Here is a 15,815-nt window from a genome sequence, read left to right on the forward strand (position 1 = left end):
CCCTCAGCGGTCGGGGAGCAGGCCCTCGCGGACGGCGATCGAGAGCGCCTCGAGCTTGGAGTGCGCGCCCAGCTTGGCCGACAGGTTGGCGATGTGGTTGCGCACGGTGTGGACGCTGACCACCAGCTGCGCCGCGATCGCGGCGTTGGTCATGCCGCGTGCGAGCAGCCCCAGGACCTCGTGCTCGCGGTCGGTCAGCTCCTGGTGCCGTGCACCCGAGCTCCGCGTGAGCCGCGGCAGCAGCCGGGCGAGCATCTCGGGGGAGATCAGGGCCTCCCCGGAGGCGGCGGCCCGCACCGCGGCGGTGACCTCCGCCAGACCGCGGGTCTTCGACACGAACCCGGACGCGCCGGCCTCGATGGCGGCGACGAGCACGTGGTCGGCCGCCGTGGCCGTGAGGACCACGACGTGCATCTGCTCGCGCAGCGCCCGCAGCTCGGGGATCGCGCTGACGCCGTCGCCGTCGGGCAGGCGGTGGTCGAGGAGCAGCACGTCGGGCTGCGTGCTCCGCACGAGGGTGCGGGCCTGCTCCAGGCTCCGGGCGACGCCGACGGAGGTGAGGTCCGGCTCGGCGTCGAGCACCATCGACAGGCTGGTGGCCAGCACCTCGTGGTCGTCGACCACGAGCACGCGCGTGGGTGAGGTGTCGCTCTCCTGGACGTCGTCCGTGGCGTTCATGGGTCCCCCACCCGGGGTGCGTGGTCGCACCCCTCCCCCGAGCCGAGCGGCCGGGGGCCGCTCGATCTGGTGCCAAGGTACTAGACCGACTGGTGCCTGCACGCGTTTCGCCGGCCGCGACTTCGGCGGAGACTGGAGGCCCCCAGCCAGGGAGCCAGACGATGACCAGCACCCGCGTAGTGGTGGCGGACGACGACAGCACCTTCCGGAGCGCGCTGGTCGACGTCCTGGGCGTCGACCCGGGCATCGAGGTGGTGGCGTCGCTGTCCTCGGGCGCGGGGCTCGTCGAGACCCTGGCCCGCACCCACGCCGACGTCGCCCTGGTCGACGTCCGGATGCCCGACGGTGGCGTCCACGCCGCCCGGTCGGTGCGCGAGGCGTGCGAGGACGGACGCCTCCACGAGGTCGCGGTCGTCGCGATCTCGGCGCAGGCCGCGACCCACACCGTCGTGTCCCTGCTGCGCGAGGGAGCCGTGGGCTACCTCGTCAAGGGCCACCTCGGGGGGGACCTGGGGTCCCTGGTCAAGAGGTGCGCCCGTGGCGAGGTCGTCGTGGCCGGCCCGTCGGGCGCCGAGGCGCTGCGAACACTGGTCCGGGACGGGCACGTGCTGACGTGACGCCGCGGCGACACCGGCGGCGGCGGTGATCCGACACCTGCGTCGTCTGGAGGACGCCGACAGCGTCTTCGCGGTGCTGCACGCCGCGCCCACCCCCGTGATCGCCGTCGACGACACCGGTCTGGTCGACTTCGCCAACAGCGCGGCCCTCGCGGCGTTCGGGTACGAGCTGGACGACCTCCTCGGCCGTCGGGTGGAGGAGCTGGTCCCGGAGTCCGCCCGGGATCGTCACGTCCAGCTCCGCGCGGGGTACGCCGCGCACCCGCGCGCCCGCGATCTCGGAGCGGGTCTGCACCTGGCTGCGCGACGGCGCGACGGCAGCACCTTCCCGGTCGAGATCAGCCTCATCCCGCTGCGCAGCGGCGACGGGCTCTGGACCATCGCGTCCGTGGTCGACGTCAGCGGCCGGTTGGCCACCGAGGAGCGGCTGCGCGAGCTGGGTCGGTCCTACCAGACGCTGGCGGAGCTGAACGAGGTCGTGGTCCGAGCGGGCGACGAGCAGGCGCTGTTCGCCGAGACCTGCCGGGTCGCGGTCGAGCGGGGTGGCTACCTGGGCGCCTGGGTGGGTCGCGCGGACGATGCGGGGCGGGTCCACTCCGCCGCCTCTGCCGGCGCACTGGACGGCTACGTCGCCGCGCTGGACATCAGCATCGATCCGGCGCACCCCCGGGGCAACGGCCCCACTGCGCTGGCGCTGCGCGAGGGGCGCCCGTGGTTCACCTCCGACTTCGGCAACGACGAGATCGTGCGGCCGTTCCGAGACCTCGCCGCGCCGTACGGCATCGGCTCCTCGGCCACGGTGCCGCTCGTCCAGGGGGGCGTCCCCGCCGCGGTGCTGTGCCTCTACTCCGAGCACCCGGGTGCCTTCGGCGGCGAGACCGGCGCGCTGCTGCGCTCGCTGGGGGAGAACGTCTCCTTCGCCCTGGACGGATTCGCCGTGCGGCGCCAGCTCGAGCAGCTGGCGCTCGAGCGCCACGAGCTGTCCGAGCGGCTGGCGGACGCGCAGGAGCGGGAGCGGTCCCGGATCGCCGCCGGCATCCACGACGACTCCCTGCAGTCGCTCGCCGCCCTCGAGCTGCGGCTGGGGATGCTCGAGGGGCAGGTCGCGGCCCACGACCCCGACCTCGCCGCGCAGGTCGGGTCGGTGGGGGCCACGCTGCGCCACGTCGTGACCGGGCTGCGGGACCTGCTCTTCGAGCTGGAGCCGGTCGGTCACGAGGTCCCCTCCGAGGCCCTGCTGCGCGACGCCGTCGAGCAGGTGCTCGGGGACGCGGGGGTCGAGGTCGTGGTGGACGTCCGGCTGGACGACGGGCCCGCGCCCACCCTGCCCGATGCGGTCCGGGTCCAAGCGCTGCGCATCCTCAAGGAGGCGCTGTGGAACGTGCGCCACCACGCCGGGGCCCGTCACGTCGTGCTGGCCGCCACCACGGTCGGGGGCGGGATGGCGGTCACCCTGACCGACGACGGTGTCGGGTTCGACCCCACCGCGGACCGAGGGGCCGGCCACCGCGGCCTGGGCAACATGCACGACCGGGCGGCACTCGTGGGGGGGCACCTGGACGTCGAGAGCGTCCCGGGCGCGGGCACCGTCGTACGACTGTGGGTCCCGTCCACCGGCGACGCACCAGCGCCATCGCACTAGTCAGGACCCCACCTGCGCGCCTGTCGGACGGCTGCGTCGCGGTGCCACCCTGGATGGATGAGCACCCCTCCGCCCCGCGACACCGCGATCCTGTGAACCGTCCTGCCGGTGCGGGCGAGACGGCGATCCCGGTCGCCGTCGCCGTCCCGTCCGGTCGGGACGCCGTCCGTCACGACCTCGTGGAGCTGCTGGACCACGAGCTCCGCACTCCGTCGACGAGCGTCGTGGGACTGGTCGAGCTGCTGCTCGACGGCGAGGTGGGGCCGCTCAGCGAGGCCCAGGCGTCGATGCTGCGACGGGTGTCCGTGAACAGCCTGCGCTTGAGCGCCGCCGTCGAGCAGGTGCTCGACGTGTGCCACCACAGCACCGGGGCGCAGGAGCAGGGCCCCGACCTGGCCGTCGTGCTCGAGGCCCTCGGCTCCTGGGCGCGAGGTCGGGGATCGGTGCCGGGGTCGACCCCACCTCCCCCGGCTCGTCGGTTCGTCCCCATGCCGGCTCGGGACGCCAGTCGGGGTCGACCTACCCTGGCGGGGTGAAGCTCGAGCGCAAGCACGCCCTGGTCCTGGTCGCCGTCGCGGTGTGGAACGTCGTCACCTACGCGCAGTTCACCAAGGCGCTGGTGCAGACCGAGGAGGACCGCCCGACCGGCTACTTCGTGGCCCACGGCGTGCTGATCGTGGTCAACCTGGTGATCGCCGTGGTGCTGGGCCGGTGGGGCCTGCGCGCGCTGCGTGCCAGCCGCTGAGCCCGCCGCCCCGGGTCCCCGCCCGGGGCTCGGCCGCGGCTTCCGCCGGCTGTTCGGCGCCAGCGCGACCAGCAACCTCTCCGACGGGGTGCTGCAGGCGGCGCTGCCGCTCCTGGCCGCCAGCCTGACCCGCGACCCGGTCGCCGTCGCGACCGTCTCCGCGCTGGCCTTCGTGCCGTGGCTGCTGTTCTCGCTGCCGGCCGGCACCCTGGTGGACCGGGTCGACCGCCGGGCCGCGATGGCGGCGGCCAACATCGGGCGCGCGGCGGCGCTGGGGCTGCTGGCCGCCGCGGTGGTCGCGGGCGTCGCCACGCTCCCGGTGCTGGGGGCGGCGGCGTTCGTGCTCGGCTGCGCCGAGACGGTCCACGACAACGCGGCACGCGCGCTGCTCCCGGCCGTGGTCGAGCGCCACCAGCTGGAGCGGGGCAACAGCCTGCTCGCCACCGCCGAGAGCGTCGGCAACCAGTTCGCCGGCGCTCCGGTGGGGGCGTGGCTCTTCGCGGCCGCGGCCAGCCTGCCGCTGTGGTCCGGTGCCGGGGGGTACGCCGTGGCGGCGCTGCTCGTCCTGGGCGTGGCCGTGCGCCGCCCGGCCGCACCGGCCCGCGCGACCGACGCCGGTGCCACGACCGCCGCGCGGCCCACCCTGCGCGCCGCGACGGCCGAGGGGCTGCGCTGGCTGCTCCACCACCGGCTGCTGCGCTCGCTGATGGTGCTGACCTCGGTCCAGGCCATGTGCCACTCGCTGGTGCAGGGCGTGCTGGTGCTCTACGCCCTCGAGGCGGTCGGCCTGGGGGAGCGCGGGTTCGGCGTGATGCTGGCCGCCGGGGGGATCGGGGCGGTGGTCGGCGCGCTGGCCTCGCCGTACGTCACGCGCACGCTGGGCCGCACCCACGCCATGGGCGTCACCGGCGTGCTGTCGGCCGCCGCCCTGCTCGCCATGGGCCTGGCGCCGCACCCCGTCGTCGCGGTGGCCGGCTTCGCCACCAGCGCGGCAGCGGTCTCGGCGTTCAACGTGCAGGTGATGTCGGTGCGCCAGGCGCTGGTGCCCGAGGTGCTCTTCGGCCGGGTGCAGGGCGCCTACCGCACCGTGATCTGGGGTGGCATCCCGCTCGGCACCCTCGGGGGCGGCGCGCTCGCGTCGGTGGCGGGGCTGCCGGCCGTCTTCGTGGTCTCCGGCGTCGGCGGGATCGCCATCGGCGCCGGCGTGTGGTGGCTGCTGCACGGTCATCGTGCGGACATCGAGGCCGGATTCGCCACACCCTGAGGCCGTACGCCGCACCGGCCGCAGGAGTTCCCGCCCCCGGGCGCCGGTCGGTCACGATTGGGCAACGGGGGACCCGCCTGCTTGACCGGGGTGGGGCCGCGGACCAAGGTGAGTCGACCGCGCCGCCCGACGTGGTCCGGACCCCGGCCACCGAGGGGCCGAGGAGATCGTCCGACCAGCCTGGGAGGCCCCCGAGTTGAGCACGCTGGAGGACCCCTCGTCCGCCATGGCGGACCCCGAGGCCATCGCCGCGGGCGAGCAGCGCATCGAGGGTCGCTCGCTCTCCCAGATCGCGTGGGGACGGCTGCGCCGCGACAAGGTGGCGCTCGCGGGCGCCGGCTTCATCGTCTTCCTGGTGCTGGTGGCGCTGTTCGCCCCGCTGCTGGTCAAGATCACCGGCGGCCCGCCCGACGAGTACCACGAGGACCTGCTCAACATGGGCCTCGGCGGCATCCCCTACGGCACCTTCGGCGGGATGAGCTGGGCCCACCCGATGGGCCTGGAGACGGTCAACGGCCGCGACATCTTCAGCCGGGTCCTCTACGGCGCCCGGATCTCGCTGCTGATCGCGATCCTCGCCACCTTCGTCTCGGTCGTCATCGGCACCACGATCGGCATCGTCGCGGGGTTCTTCGGCGGCTGGGTCGACGCGGTCCTGTCGCGGATCATGGACATCTTCCTGGCGTTCCCGCTGCTGGTGTTCGCGATCGCGCTCTCGGGCGTCATCCCCGACAAGGCGTTCGGCCTCTCGGGCCTGCCGCTGCGGCTCTCGCTGCTGGTCTTCGTGATCGGCTTCTTCAACTGGCCCTACATCGGGCGCATCGTGCGCGGCCAGACGATCTCCCTGCGCGAGCGGGAGTACGTCGAGGCCGCCCGCAGCCTGGGTGCCCGGCGGCCCTACATCCTGTTCACCGAGCTGCTGCCCAACCTGATCGCGCCGATCCTGGTCTACGCGACGCTCATCATCCCGACCAACATCCTCTTCGAGGCGGCGCTGTCCTTCCTCGGCGTCGGCGTGCCCCCGCCGACCGCCAGCTGGGGCGGGATGCTCGCGGACGCGGTGAACTTCTACACCGTCCCGCACTTCATGTTCTGGCCCGGCCTGGCGATCTTCGCCACGGTCATGGCCTTCAACCTCTTCGGGGACGGGCTGCGCGACGCGTTCGACCCCAAGAGCAGCCGGTGAGTCCTCGGACCACTGCGCTCGCACAGCCCGCGACCCTGCGCCTGCCAGGGCCGGAGGAGAGAAAGGTGAGGAAGATGCGCATCACGCGTAAGAGAGCAGCCGCGGCCATGGTCGCGGTCGCGGCCCTCGGGCTCAGCGCCTGTGGCTCCGGAGGGGGCGGCAGCAGCAGCGGCAACGGCGACGAGCCCGAGCTGTCCAACGCCGCGATCGGCAAGGTCGTGGACGAGTCGGACGAGAAGGGTGGCACCCTCACCTTCGGCCTGGCCGGCGAGTGGGGCGACACCGTCGACCCCGGCGAGACCTACTACGGCTACTCCTGGGACATGCTGCGCAACTACGCGCGCACCCTGGTGATGTTCAAGACCGAGCCCGGCAAGGCCGGCCTCGAGCTGACCCCCGACCTGGCCACCGACCTCGGCAAGTCGAGCGACGGCGGCAAGACCTGGACCTACACGCTGCGCGACGGCGTGAAGTTCGAGGACGGCTCCCCGATCACGGCGCAGGACGTCAAGTACGCCGTGCTCCGCTCCACCGACAAGCAGACCTTCCCCAACGGGCCGGCCTACTTCGAGGGCATGCTCGACCTGCCGAAGAACTACAAGGGCCCCTACAAGACGCCCGACGTCAACACCGACTCGGCCATCGAGACGCCCGACGACAAGACCATCGTCTTCCACCTCACCACGCCGTTCGCCGGCTTCGACTACCTCGCCCAGCTCCCGCAGACGGCCCCCGTGCCCGAGGCGGAGGACACCGGGACGAAGTACAAGGACCACGTCATCTCCTCGGGTCCCTACATGTTCGACGGCAAGTACAGCCCCACCACCGGGTTCACGCTCGTGCGCAACCCCAACTGGGACGCCTCGACCGACCCCAACCGCAAGGCGCTGCCCGACGAGATGGACGTCAAGCTCGGCCTCGACGCCAACGACCTCGACAACCAGCTGATCGCGGGCACCATCGACGTCGACATCGCCGGCACCGGCATCCAGGCGGCGGCGCTGCCCAAGGTGCTGCAGTCGGCCGACCTGCGCGAGCGCGCGGACAACCCCGTCAACGCGCGGCTGTGGTACTCCTCGATCAACCCGACCGTGAAGCCCCTGGACAACATCGACTGCCGCAAGGCCGTCATGTACGCCATGAGCCCGGTCAGCTACCAGAACGCCTACGGCGGCCAGTACGCCGGCGGCGACATCGCCACCACCCTGCTGCCCCCGCAGATCCCGGGCTACCAGGACTTCGACCTCTACGGCCAGAAGGACAACCCCAACGGCCAGCCCGACAAGGCCAAGTCCGCGCTCGAGGCCTGCGGCCAGCCCGACGGCTTCGAGTTCAACATCGGCTACCGCGCCGAGCGCCCGAAGGAGAAGGCCACGGCCGAGGCGTTCCAGCAGTCGCTGGAGAAGGTCGGCATCACCGCGACCCCGCGCCCCCTGCCCGAGAACGACTACTTCTCCGGCACCTGCGGCCTGCCGCCGTACGTCGTGAAGAACAACCTCGGCATCTGCGTCAACGGCTGGGGTGCCGACTGGCCCGACGGCTACGGCTTCCTGTCCCAGATCGTCGACAGCCGCGTGATCCGGGAGACCGGTGGCTCCTCGAACACCTCGGTCCGCATCCCCGAGGTCGACCAGATGGTCGACGAGGCCATCACCGAGCAGGACGAGACCAAGCGCAACGAGCTGTGGGGCGCCGTCGACAAGCGCGTCATGGAGGAGGCAGTGATCTACCCGGGCGTGTACGCCAAGGCGGTCCTGCTGCGCTCGAAGAACGCGACCAACGTGTTCGTCAACGAGTCCTTCGGCTACTACGACTACACGGCCATGGGCGTGAAGAAGTAGTCCCGAGCCCGACCCGCACCACCGTCGCAACTCCGCCACCATGCCCCCCGGGGCACACCGAGAGCAGGTGAAGGCGTAGGAGGTCGACCCGGTCCGGACCGCGAGGTCCGGTCCGGGTCGGCCCCCCTGCCGAGGCACGTGATCAGCTACATCATCCGGCGACTCATCGCCGCCGTCGGGCTCGTGGTCATCGTCAGCATGATCACGTTCGCGATCTTCTACCTGATGCCCCGTCTCGCCGGGGCGACCCCTGAGACGCTCGCGACCCGCTACGTCGGGCGCGCGGCCACCGCCGACACGGTCAAGCTGACCGCCGAGCGGCTCGGCTTCTACGACCCCATCGTCGTGCAGTACTGGCACTGGCTGCAGGGCGTGCTGTTCGGCACCACCATCGACACCGGCGCCCAGCAGGTGAGCTGCCCGGCCCCGTGCCTGGGCTACTCCTTCCGCACCCAGGCGCCGGTGACGCCCGAGATCCTGCGCCGCCTGCCGGTGTCGTTCTCCCTGGCGATCGGCGCGGCCGTGCTCTGGCTGCTGCTGGGCCTGAGCATCGGCATCCTCTCCGCGCTGCGCCGCGGCTCCTTCTTCGACCGCGCCGCGATGACCGTGGCGCTGGCCGGCGTGTCCATGCCGGTCTTCTGGACCGGCCTGATCGCGCTGTCGGTGTTCAGCTACCAGCTCGGCTGGACGCCACCGGGCGCGACGTACACGCCCTTCACGCAGAACCCCGCGCAGTGGGCCTACGGCCTGCTGCTGCCCTGGATCACGCTCGCGCTGCTCTTCTCCGCGCAGTACGCCCGGCTGACCCGCGCCGGCATGCTCGAGACGATGAGCGAGGACTACATCCGCACCGCCCGGGCCAAGGGCCTGCCGGAGCGCACGGTGGTGGTCAAGCACGGCCTGCGGGCGGCGCTGACCCCCATCGTCACGATCTTCGGCCTCGACTTCGGCCTCCTCATCGGCACCGCGGTGCTGACCGAGACCGTCTTCGGCCTCCCGGGCCTGGGCCAGCTCGCCATCGACGGCACCAAGGCCAACGACCTGCCCCAGGTCCTCGGGGTCGTCCTCCTGATCGCCGTCTTCGTGGCGGTCGCCAACCTCGTCGTGGACCTGCTCTACGCCGTCATCGACCCGAGGGTGCGCACCCGATGAGCCAGTCCTCCCAGCAGTCCACCCAGCAGCCGGGCATGCGGTCCGGCGGGCTCCAGAGCCACGCCGACCGGACCGCCGCCGGTCCCGACGCGGCCGAGCACTACCTCCAGGTCGAAGACCTGCGGGTGCACTTCTCCACCGACGACGGGCTGGTCAAGTCCGTCGACGGCCTGTCCTTCCACGTCGACCGCGGCAAGACGCTCGGCATCGTGGGCGAGTCGGGGTCGGGCAAGTCGGTGACCTCGATGGCCGTGATGGGCCTGCACACCGGCCGGACGGCGCGGCTGAGCGGCTCGATCCGGCTCGACGGCGAGGAGCTCGTCGGGCGGCCGCTCGACGACGTGCGCCGGCTGCGCGGCAAGAAGATGGCCATGATCTTCCAGGACCCGCTCTCGGCGATGCACCCCTTCTACACGGTGGGCAACCAGATCGTGGAGGCCTACCGGATCCACAACGACGTCTCCAAGAAGGCCGCCCGCGCCCACGCCATCGACATGCTCGACCGGGTCGGCATCCCCGAGCCCCGCAGCCGCGTCGACGCCTACCCCCACCAGTTCTCCGGGGGCATGCGGCAGCGCGCCATGATCGCGATGGCGCTCTCGTGCGACCCCAGCCTGCTGATCGCCGACGAGCCGACCACCGCCCTCGACGTGACGGTGCAGGCCCAGATCCTCGACCTGATCCGCGACCTGCAGCAGGAGTTCAACTCCGCGGTCGTCATCATCACCCACGACCTCGGCGTCGTCGCCGAGCTCGCCGACGACATCCTGGTGATGTACGCCGGCCGCGCCGCGGAGTACGGCACCGCCCAGCAGCTCTTCGAGGCCCCCGAGCACCCCTACGCCTGGGGCCTGCTCGGCTCGATGCCGCGCTTCGACAAGCCGCCGACCGAGCGGCTGCTGCCGATCAAGGGCACGCCGCCCAGCCTGATCCGGGTGCCGTCGGGGTGCGCGTTCAACCCGCGCTGCGAGTTCTCCGACCGCGTCACCGGCGACCGGTGCACGACCGAGCGGCCCGACCTCCTGGCCGGCGGCCCGCTCGCCGGCGCCGGCGGCCACGACGTCGCCTGCCACATCCCGACCGACCAGCGCCAGCAGATCTGGGCGCAGGAGATCTCCCCGAGGCTCGCCTGATGACCACCACCCCTGCCCCCGCCCCCACCGGGCCCGCGTCCGACGACGGCTCCCCGGACCTCCTCCTCGAGGTCGAGGGCCTGGTCAAGCACTTCCCGATCAAGGGCGGCCTGTTCGGCCGCGGCGCCAGCGCCGTCCAGGCCGTCGACGGCGTCGACTTCGCGGTGCGCCGGGGCGAGACGTTCTCGATCGTGGGCGAGTCCGGCTGCGGCAAGAGCACCACGGCACGGCTGGTCACCCGGCTGCTCGAGCCCACCGGCGGCACCGTGCGCTTCGACGGCCAGGACATCACCCACCTGTCCGAGGGCAAGCTGCGGCCGATGCGCCGCGACATCCAGATGATCTTCCAGGACCCCTACTCCTCGCTGAACCCTCGCCACACGGTCGGCAAGATCGTCGGGGCGCCGTTCCACCTCCAGGGCGTCACGCCCGAGGGCGGCCGCAAGAAGGCCGTGCAGGACCTGCTCGAGCTGGTCGGACTCAGCCCGGAGCACTACAACCGCTACCCCCACGAGTTCTCCGGCGGCCAGCGCCAGCGCATCGGGATCGCCCGCACGCTCGCCCTCAAGCCCAAGCTGATCGTCGCCGACGAGCCGGTCTCCGCCCTCGACGTCTCGATCCAGGCCCAGGTCGTCAACCTCCTCGAGGACCTCCAGGAGGAGCTCGGCCTGACCTACGTGATGATCGCCCACGACCTGTCGGTCGTGCGTCACGTCTCCGACCGGATCGCGGTGATGTACCTCGGCAAGATCGTCGAGATCGCCGACCGCGACGACCTCTACGACCGGCCCCACCACCCCTACACGGTCGCGATGCTCTCCGCCGTGCCCGTGGCCGACGTGAAGCGCCGCCACACGCGGGAGCGGATCCGCCTCGAGGGCGACGTCCCCAGCCCCATCAACCCGCCCCCCGCCTGTCGCTTCCACACCCGCTGCTGGAAGGCCCAGGAGATCTGCTCGACGCAGGAGCCCCCGCTCCTGCAGATCGGCACCAGCTCCCACCAGGTGGCCTGCCACTTCCCCGAGAACGTCGCGGGGGAGCAGGTGGGGGCGGGCGCGCCTGCCACGGAACCCCCGGGTACCCGGTGATCCATGGACTCCGGGGGCACTGCAATGCCCCCGAGGTCCATGAAGAGCCTGGGAGGACGACTGCTTCGTCCGCTTCGTGAGGGTCAGGCGGCGACCGTCATCAGCGACCTGAGCAGTCGGCAGGTCTCCGCTGGACGGTGGAGGTCGGCCCACACCAGCCGGTGGCAGCGCCAGCCGGTGAGCCGGCACACGAGGCTCTCGCGCTGCTTCTCGGCCACCACGACCTGCGAGGCGCTCTGGCCGGGCGCCAGCAGCTTCTCGTACTTCACGAACCCGTCGAACTCCACGAACAAGGCGTATGCCGGCCACGCGAAGTCCACCACCGCGACCACCCGTCCCCGGCCGTCGCGCACCTCGAACTGGGGGATCGGCGCCGGCAGGCCCTGCCGCCAGAACATGTGACGGCTGCGCGTCTCGCCGACCGACTCGCTCCGGGCGTCGGCCAGGGCGACCAACAGGTCGGCCGCGAGCATGCCGGGCGTACGCCGCATCAGGGTCCGCGCGCGCCGGAGCTCGGCCGCCGTGGTGCGCCCGCTGTGCAGCAGGTGGTCGGTCACGCACAGGGCGTGCTCGACGTCGGTGAGGGTGAAGAGGTCGAGCGCCGTGCGGGCGGGGGTGGTCACGGTGTAGGGACCCACCTGCACCGTCTCCTCCTCGCCGAGCCGCCCGCAGTGCTGCACCACGCCGGCCTCGCGTCGCCCCGCCCGACCGTCGAGGCGCGTCAGGTGGACCTCGGTGAGCGGCAGGTCCCACAGCGGCGTCCCCCAGACCGCGGCCGCGGAGACGTGGGACACGACGGCTGCGGCACCCGCGGTCCGCAGCACCGCCCGGACGAGCAGCCGGTGCCGCGCCGCCTCGTCGAGCGGGGTCCAGTCCTCGGCGGGGACGTAGGCGCCCCGGCGCACGCGGTGGATGACGCCTGAGCGTCGGGCGCGGGCCAACCACGCGTCGTCGGCCCCCGCGGCGATGGCCTCGCGCCGCAGGAACACCCCCTGCTCCTGGCTGATCCTCGCGAGCTCGTCCATGCGGGGAGTCAAGGTCGTCGCAGCCCCCGCCGCCAGGCGCACTCGGCGGGCTGTGGACGGCGCGCTGCCGAGCCGACCCTGTGGACGGCGTTCGGCGTCGTACGGCGGGACCGGTCGCGGTGTCCGCGCCGGCCCGACCTCCCAGGGGTTCCATGGACTTCCCGGGGGGTTGCAGTGCCCCCGGAGTCCATGGACCACCGGGTACCCGGTGATTCCGTGACGTGCGCAACGCCCCCCGCCCCCACCCGCCGGCCGCCCAGCTGGGCCTGTGGCACCCTCGTCGGGGGAGCGGGGCAACGACCAGCAAACGACCAGCGACGGCCGGGGACGGCCACCGGAGGACGACGTGGACGACGAGCGACCCGACGACGAGCGAGACGAGCAGGTGCGCGGAGCCCTGGTCAAGGGCCTGGTCGCCCTGGTGGCGATCGGCCTGGTGATCGCGGTGGGCACGCTGCTGTCGGTGCGGGCGCTGGGCCTGGACCAGGGGGTCGACGAGGGCGCGGGGGCGGGGGAGGCGGCCGCGTCGTCGCCGTCCGAGCCGCTGCCGAGCACGGCGCTGCCGGTGCCCGAGGACGAGGGGTCGCCCAGCGCGACCGCGACGCCGAGCCAGAGCGCGAGCCCCAACGGAGGCCGATTGCAGCTCGAGGTCAGCCCGCCGCAGGTCTCGGCGATGCAGCGGATCAACCTGACGGGCACCTACCGGGGCGCCGACGCCGGGCAGCTGCAGGTGCAGCGCTACGACGGCGGCACCTGGACCGACTTCGGCGTCGACGCCACGGTCAGCGCGGGCACGTACCAGACCTGGATCATGAGCGGCCGCACCGGCGAGAACCGGCTGCGGATGTGGGACCCGCAGGCCAGCGTCGCCAGCAACGTCGTCACGGTGACGATCGGCTGACCCCCGTCGTACGCCGCACGGGCCGGCCCCCCGCGAGGGGGGACCGGCCCGTGCTGTCGTGCGGGGTGGCTCAGTCCGGGATGTAGTCGAACTCGTCCGGGTTGGGGCCGGTGCGACCCTCCTCGCCCTTGTCGAGCGCCGAGATGGCGTCGACCTGCTCGTCGCTGAGCTCGAAGTCGAAGATGGCGAAGTTCTCGGCCATCCGCTCCGGCGAGGACGACTTGGGGAAGATGATGTCGCCGCGCTGCACGTGCCAGCGCAGCGTCACCTGGGCGGTGGAGCGGCCGACCGAGCGGGCGATCTCGGAGATGGTCGGGTCGTCGAGGACGCCGCCCTGGGCGATGGGCGACCACGCCTCGACGAGGATGCCGGCGTCGTGGCTGGCCGCGCGGGCGGCCTCGTTGGTCCAGAACGGGTGGACCTCGATCTGGTTGACGGCAGGGACCACGTCGGTCTCCTCCGCGAGCCGGGCCAGGTGCGCGGGCTGGAAGTTGGAGACGCCGATCGACTTCGCACGACCCTGCTGCTGGAACTCGATGAGCGTCTTCCAGGTGGAGACGAAGTCGCCGTCGTAGCGGGTGGGCAGCGGCCAGTGGATGAGGAACAGGTCGACCTGCTCGACCTGGAGGTCGGCCAGGGTCTGGTCGAAGGCCTTGCGGGCCACGTCGGGCTCGTGGAAGCCGTTGTTGAGCTTGCTGGTGATGAAGACGTCGTCGCGCGACAGGTCGGAGGCGGCGATCGCCTCGCCGACCCCCTTCTCGTTGCCGTACATCTGCGCGGTGTCGATGTGGCGGTAGCCGGCGTCCAGCGCCAGGCCGGTGATCTTCGCGGTGTCCTCCGGCGGGACCTGGAAGACCCCGAAGCCGAGCTGGGGGATGGTGTTGCCGTCGTTGAGGGTGAGGTTCGGGACAGTAGCCATACCTGACCCAATACCCCTGGGGCCCGCGGCTATTCCGACGTGCGCCGTCGGGGCCCCCAGGGCCGGCACCTCAGCCCAGCGAGTTGGGGTCGCGCCAGGTGCGCTCGAAGGGCAGCCGCCACAGGTGGGGCGTGATCAGCTGGTGGATCCGGTTGGGGCCCCACGAGCCCTGGGCGTACGGCCGCACCGGCGGCGGGTTGTCGAGCAGCGGCTGGGAGACCTCCCACAGCCGCTCGATGCCCTCCGCGCTGGTGAACAGCGTGCGGTCGCCGCGGGCGGCGTCGTAGATGAGCCGCTCGTAGGCCTCGAGGACGGCGCCGGCCCAGCCGGTCTCGTGCATGGAGAACTGCATCGAGAGCTTGTCGAGCTTCATGCCCGGGCCGGGACGCTTGCCGTAGAAGGACAGCGACATCTTCGACTGGTCCGCGAGGTCGAAGGTGAGGTGGTCGGGGCCGTTGTCGCCGACGCCGGAGCCGGCGGGGAACATCGAGCGGGGCGGCTCGCGGAAGGCGATCGAGATGATGCGCGCCCCCTCGGCCAGCCGCTTGCCGGTGCGCAGGTAGAACGGCACGCCGGCCCAGCGCCAGTTGTCGACGTAGCACTTGAGCGCGATGAAGGTCTCGGTCTCGGAGTCGGGACGCACGCCCGTGATGTCGCGGTAGCCGACGTACTGGCCCCGGACGACGTCGCTCGGCTGGATCGGCAGCATCGAGCGGAAGACCTTGTTCTTCTCCTCCGAGATCGCGAACGGCTCCAGCGCCGTGGGCGGCTCCATGGCCGTGAACGCCAGCACCTGGAACAGGTGGGTCACCACCATGTCGCGGTAGGCGCCGGTCGACTCGTAGAAGTCGGCGCGCTGCGCCAGGCCCAGCTCCTCGGGCACGTCGATCTGCACGTGGTCGATGTTGTTGCGGTGCCAGATCGGCTCGAACAGGCCGTTGGCGAAGCGGAACGCGAGGATGTTCTGCGCCGCCTCCTTGCCGAGGAAGTGGTCGATGCGGAAGATGTTCTCCTCGTCGAAGACCTCGTGCAGCGCGTTGTTGAGCTTCTTGGCCGACTCGAGGTCGGTGCCGAACGGCTTCTCCATGATGATCCGGCAGCGCTCGACCAGGCCGGCGTCGCGCAGCTGGTGCACGACGGGCAGCGCGGCCTTCGGGGGCACCGAGAGGTACGCCAGCCGGCGGGGCTCGGTGTCGGCGGGGAAGTGGGACTCCGCGGTGGCCACCGTCTCGCGCAGCGCGGCCGGACCGCCCGCCCCGGGCGCCCAGTGCAGCCGCTTGCTGAACTCCTCCCAGCCCTCGGGGTCGGCGCCCTCGCCGCCGTGCTCGGCGATCGCCATCCTCGTGAAGTCGACGAAGCTGTCACGGGTGTGGTCGTCGAGCGAGGTCCCGACGACCTGCACCTCGGTGAGCAGGCCGGACTGGAAGAGGTGGAGCAGCCCGGGGAGGAGCTTGCGCTGCGCGAGGTCGCCGGTCGCTCCGAAGAGCACGACGGTCGTGGGTGTCGGCATGAGGACCAGCATTCTCCGCCGCGGCCCGGTTGCAAAGCCGACTGTCTGGTTCGCCCGGACCGGACATCACGAATTTCCCTGCCCGAGGGGAACACCCCGGGTTTGCCGGGGGTT

15 protein-coding genes are annotated in these 15,815 nt (G+C 72.2%); 11 read left to right on the plus strand and 4 right to left on the minus strand.

Going from position 1 to position 15,815, the window contains the following annotated elements; all coding sequences use genetic code 11:
- Positions 1-3: 3 nt before the first annotated feature.
- Positions 4-678 carry a response regulator gene (locus BLU55_RS15730; RefSeq protein ID WP_091731605.1) on the minus strand — a complete coding sequence of 225 codons (675 nt, stop codon included), beginning with the start codon at positions 676-678 and terminating at the stop codon, positions 4-6.
- A gap of 161 nt (positions 679-839) precedes the next feature.
- On the opposite strand from BLU55_RS15730, the gene BLU55_RS15735 reads away from it, so the two are divergent.
- The 10 genes from BLU55_RS15735 to BLU55_RS15780 all read left to right on the plus strand — a co-directional run bounded on the left by BLU55_RS15735 (position 840) and on the right by BLU55_RS15780 (position 11,346).
- The gene (locus BLU55_RS15735; protein ID WP_091731608.1) at positions 840-1,295 is read left to right on the plus strand and encodes a response regulator; all 456 of its coding nucleotides are present in this window, start codon (positions 840-842) and stop codon (positions 1,293-1,295) included.
- Between the two features lie 25 nt (positions 1,296-1,320).
- Entirely contained in the window at positions 1,321-2,937 is a 1,617-nt protein-coding gene (locus tag BLU55_RS15740; RefSeq protein WP_091731611.1) for a sensor histidine kinase, read from the plus strand.
- Between the two features lie 92 nt (positions 2,938-3,029).
- Positions 3,030-3,473: a histidine kinase dimerization/phospho-acceptor domain-containing protein gene (locus tag BLU55_RS15745; RefSeq protein ID WP_091731614.1), complete on the plus strand. Its 444-nt coding sequence runs from the start codon at positions 3,030-3,032 to the stop codon at positions 3,471-3,473.
- Positions 3,470-3,682, plus strand: a complete 213-nt coding sequence (locus BLU55_RS15750) for an SCO4848 family membrane protein (RefSeq protein WP_091731616.1) — start codon at positions 3,470-3,472, stop codon at positions 3,680-3,682. The genes BLU55_RS15745 and BLU55_RS15750 overlap by 4 nt, the downstream gene beginning before the upstream one ends.
- Positions 3,669-4,946 (plus strand): MFS transporter, encoded by a 1,278-nt coding sequence (locus tag BLU55_RS15755; protein ID WP_091731618.1) that lies wholly within the window; start codon positions 3,669-3,671, stop codon positions 4,944-4,946. Before BLU55_RS15750 ends, BLU55_RS15755 begins: the two co-directional genes overlap by 14 nt.
- Positions 4,947-5,142: 196 nt before the next feature.
- On the plus strand, positions 5,143-6,132 hold the full coding sequence (locus BLU55_RS15760; RefSeq protein ID WP_231916910.1) for an ABC transporter permease: 990 nt from the start codon (positions 5,143-5,145) through the stop codon (positions 6,130-6,132).
- 74 nt (positions 6,133-6,206) lie between these two features.
- Positions 6,207-7,973, plus strand: a complete 1,767-nt coding sequence (locus BLU55_RS15765; RefSeq protein ID WP_091731621.1) for an ABC transporter substrate-binding protein — start codon at positions 6,207-6,209, stop codon at positions 7,971-7,973.
- Positions 7,974-8,111: 138 nt separating this feature from the next.
- Positions 8,112-9,125, plus strand: a complete 1,014-nt coding sequence (locus BLU55_RS15770; RefSeq protein ID WP_091731623.1) for an ABC transporter permease — start codon at positions 8,112-8,114, stop codon at positions 9,123-9,125.
- Positions 9,122-10,258, plus strand: a complete 1,137-nt coding sequence (locus BLU55_RS15775) for an ABC transporter ATP-binding protein (RefSeq protein ID WP_091731626.1) — start codon at positions 9,122-9,124, stop codon at positions 10,256-10,258. The genes BLU55_RS15770 and BLU55_RS15775 overlap by 4 nt, the downstream gene beginning before the upstream one ends.
- Complete coding sequence (locus tag BLU55_RS15780; RefSeq protein WP_091731629.1) at positions 10,258-11,346, plus strand: ABC transporter ATP-binding protein; 1,089 nt, start codon at positions 10,258-10,260, stop codon at positions 11,344-11,346. Before BLU55_RS15775 ends, BLU55_RS15780 begins: the two co-directional genes overlap by 1 nt.
- Positions 11,347-11,429: 83 nt before the next feature.
- Here the strand turns inward: BLU55_RS15780 and BLU55_RS15785 are convergent, their stop codons facing one another.
- On the minus strand, positions 11,430-12,371 hold the full coding sequence (locus tag BLU55_RS15785; protein WP_091731632.1) for a type IV toxin-antitoxin system AbiEi family antitoxin domain-containing protein: 942 nt from the start codon (positions 12,369-12,371) through the stop codon (positions 11,430-11,432).
- Positions 12,372-12,717: 346 nt separating this feature from the next.
- On the opposite strand from BLU55_RS15785, the gene BLU55_RS15790 reads away from it, so the two are divergent.
- A complete protein-coding gene (locus BLU55_RS15790) occupies positions 12,718-13,272 on the plus strand; it encodes a hypothetical protein (RefSeq protein ID WP_091731635.1) in 555 nt (184 codons plus the stop codon).
- A 70-nt stretch (positions 13,273-13,342) separates the two neighbouring features.
- Here BLU55_RS15790 and BLU55_RS15795 read toward each other — a convergent pair whose 3' ends face one another.
- The gene (locus tag BLU55_RS15795) at positions 13,343-14,191 is read right to left on the minus strand and encodes an aldo/keto reductase (protein WP_091731637.1); all 849 of its coding nucleotides are present in this window, start codon (positions 14,189-14,191) and stop codon (positions 13,343-13,345) included.
- 70 nt (positions 14,192-14,261) lie between these two features.
- Positions 14,262-15,701: a glucose-6-phosphate dehydrogenase gene (gene zwf / locus BLU55_RS15800; protein ID WP_091734084.1), complete on the minus strand. Its 1,440-nt coding sequence runs from the start codon at positions 15,699-15,701 to the stop codon at positions 14,262-14,264.
- Positions 15,702-15,815 lie beyond the last annotated feature (114 nt).

The organism is Nocardioides scoriae, from assembly GCF_900104965.1.
Taxonomy (GTDB): Bacteria; Actinomycetota; Actinomycetes; order Propionibacteriales; family Nocardioidaceae; genus Marmoricola; species Marmoricola scoriae.